The sequence below is a fragment of the Paracoccus sp. UBA889 genome (assembly GCA_002294185.1).
Lineage (GTDB): Bacteria > Pseudomonadota > Alphaproteobacteria > Rhodobacterales > Rhodobacteraceae > Paracoccus.
The window spans coordinates 43,772-46,313 of the sequence record DBFD01000022.1 but is presented as its reverse complement, the minus strand read 5'-3'; the positions used below and the strand labels follow the sequence as shown (position 1 = coordinate 46,313).

The 2,542-nt window shown below is 67.4% G+C and carries 4 protein-coding genes; 3 read left to right on the top strand and 1 reads right to left on the bottom strand.

Annotated features, from left to right (window positions below):
- Both B4L36_RS03760 and B4L36_RS03755 read left to right on the top strand, forming a co-directional pair.
- The coding region (locus B4L36_RS03760; protein WP_292952581.1) for a homoserine dehydrogenase at positions 1-813 on the top strand (813 nt) is incomplete at its 5' end.
- A gap of 76 nt (positions 814-889) precedes the next feature.
- A complete protein-coding gene (locus tag B4L36_RS03755) occupies positions 890-1,228 on the top strand; it encodes a DUF6665 family protein (protein ID WP_292952577.1) in 339 nt (112 codons plus the stop codon).
- Here the strand turns inward: B4L36_RS03755 and B4L36_RS03750 are convergent, their stop codons facing one another.
- Positions 1,229-1,852, bottom strand: coding sequence for a lytic transglycosylase domain-containing protein (locus tag B4L36_RS03750; RefSeq protein WP_414692134.1), 624 nt, complete (start codon positions 1,850-1,852; stop codon positions 1,229-1,231).
- Positions 1,853-2,036: 184 nt separating this feature from the next.
- Between B4L36_RS03750 and ssb the strand changes: the two genes are divergently transcribed.
- Positions 2,037-2,519: a single-stranded DNA-binding protein gene (gene ssb / locus B4L36_RS03745; protein WP_292952574.1), complete on the top strand. Its 483-nt coding sequence runs from the start codon at positions 2,037-2,039 to the stop codon at positions 2,517-2,519.
- Positions 2,520-2,542: the final 23 nt, after the last annotated feature.

The following is a 2,542-nucleotide window of genomic DNA, read 5'->3' as shown; positions in this document are numbered from 1 at the left end:
ATGAACGGCACCTGCAACTACATCCTGACCCGGATGGAAAGCGCGGGCCTGCCCTACGAGGCGGTCTTCGAAGAGGCCCGGCAACTGGGCTATCTGGAGGCCGATCCGACGCTGGACGTGGGCGGCATCGACGCCAGCCACAAGCTGGCCATCCTGTCCTCGATCGCTTTCGGCACCCGGATCGATTTCGGCGCCGTCGAGATCGAGGGAATCGAGCGCGTCAGCATCGACGACATCCGCCGCGCGGCCGACATGGGCTATCGCATCAAGCTGCTGGGCGTGGCGCAGATGACGCCGCGCGGCCTGGAACAGCGCATGGCGCCCTGCCTGGTGCCGGCGGAAAGCCCGCTGGGCCAGTTGATGGGCGGCACCAACATGGTCGTGGTCGAGGGCGACAGCGTCGGCCAGATCGTTCTGCGCGGCGCCGGTGCCGGCGAAGGCCCGACCGCCAGCGCGGTCCTGTCCGACGTGGTCGAGATCGCGCGCGGTGTCCGGATGCCGGTCTTCGGCCAGCCCGCCGCCGCGCTGCAACGGGCCAAGCCCGCCCGCACGGCGGTGCCCGCGGCCTATTACATGCGGCTGGAATTGCAGGACAAGCCCGGCGCGCTGGCCAAGGTGGCGACGGTTCTCGGCGATGCCGGAATCTCGATCGACCGGATGCGTCAATACGGCCAGCACAGCGACAGCAGCGTGCCGGTGCTGGTCGTAACCCACAAGACGACGCCCGAGGCCATCGACTACGCGATCGAAGCACTGCCGCGCACCGGCGTGCTTGTCAGCGACCCCGTGGAACTGCGGATCGAGGAAGTCTGAGCAAACCGGACCGGCCCCCTTGCACCTGGGCCGCAGCGCGCTAGGCTGGATGGCGGCAGTTCCGGGAACGAAATCCATGTCGGACCTTTTCCTCCGCCTCGACTGGGCCAGCGCCCGCGGCCGCGATCAGCAAAGCCTGATCGAGGACGAATTTCGGGCCGAACGCGCCTCGTCCCTGGGCATGGCGGGCAGACGGCTCGAGCGCGCGCTGGCGGCGCTGGAAGACTGCGACGATGCAGGCCGGGAAAACCTGATCGAGCCCGCGGCCCGCGCCGCGTGGGAATTCATGGTCACGCGCGAAATGGCGGGCCTGCGCGACTGGCCCTCGGTCGCGCGGCAATACCGGATTCCGCGCTCGGTGCTGCTGCGCATGGGGGCCGCTCCGTCGAAATGCGGACCCGATCCCCGGCGGTGATCAGCTTCCCGCGATGACGCGGACGTAATTCATCGTCTCGCGATAGGGCGGCACGCCGTTATACTTCGCCACCGCCGCCGGCCCGGCATTATAGGCCGCAAGCGCCAGCCGCCAATTGCCGAACTGGTTGTACATCATGCGCAGATAGCGTGCCCCGCCTTGCAGATTCTGCACCGGATCAAGCGGATTCACCCCCAGTTTGGCCGCCGTGCCGGGCATCAGCTGCGCCAACCCGGTCGCCCCCTTGCGCGAGCGGGCGCGCGGGTTCCAGCCCGATTCCTGCTGCACGAGACGCAGGAAAAGATCCTCGGGCACACCATATTTGCGGGCCGCCGCGCGGGCATGGGGGATATAGTCGCTGCTTCTGCCACGATAGGCCGGGATACGGTTGGACAACTGGATGTCGGCGATACCGCGATCCTTGCCGCCGGGCTGAAGCCGCGCCGATTCCTGATACTGACCGGCCAGTCGCGAATCCATCAGCCGCGTCTGGCGCGCGAATTGTTCGGCCCGCGACTTCGAGGAACTGCCCGACAGGCGCAGGCCCTGGGCCGAAACCGGAACCGCGAGCGCCGTCATCAGCAGCGCGCACAGCCCCGCCTTCATGCTTGAGATGATCCTCATGCCTTCGCCCTCGTTCATGTTCTTGGCTTTTCCGGCGACTATACAGCAAACCGCCCTTTCCGCCAGCCGCGGCACCCCGACGGTTCCGGGCCCGAACGCGGTCGGCGGGAACTCGCCGATTGCACTGAGGCCGCGGGCTGGATAGACCGATGTCGAAGCGACACGAAAGCAGGGAATCCGCGTCATGGCAGGCAGCGTCAACAAGGTCATCCTGATCGGCAATCTGGGCCGCGATCCCGAGATCCGCACCTTCCAGAACGGCGGCAAGGTGGCGAACCTCCGCATCGCCACCTCGGAGCAGTGGAAGGACCGCAACAGCGGCGAGCGCCGGGAAAAGACCGAATGGCATTCGGTCGCGATCATGTCCGAAGGGCTGGTCGGCGTGGTCGAGCGGTTCCTGAAGAAGGGCAGCAAGGTCTATATCGAGGGCCAGCTGGAAACCCGCAAATGGCAGGACCAGTCCGGGCAGGACCGCTACACGACCGAAATCGTCCTGCGCGGGTTCAACGGCACCTTGCAGATGCTGGATGGACGCGGCGAAGGCGGCGGCGCGGGCGGCGGCGGCTATGACGAAGGTCGCGGCGGCGGCTATTCGGGCGGCGGCGGCGACAGCGCCCCTTCGGCCGGCGGCGGGCGCAGCGACTACGACGACGAAATCCCGTTCTGAGACCGGAACAGGGCGAATCGGCC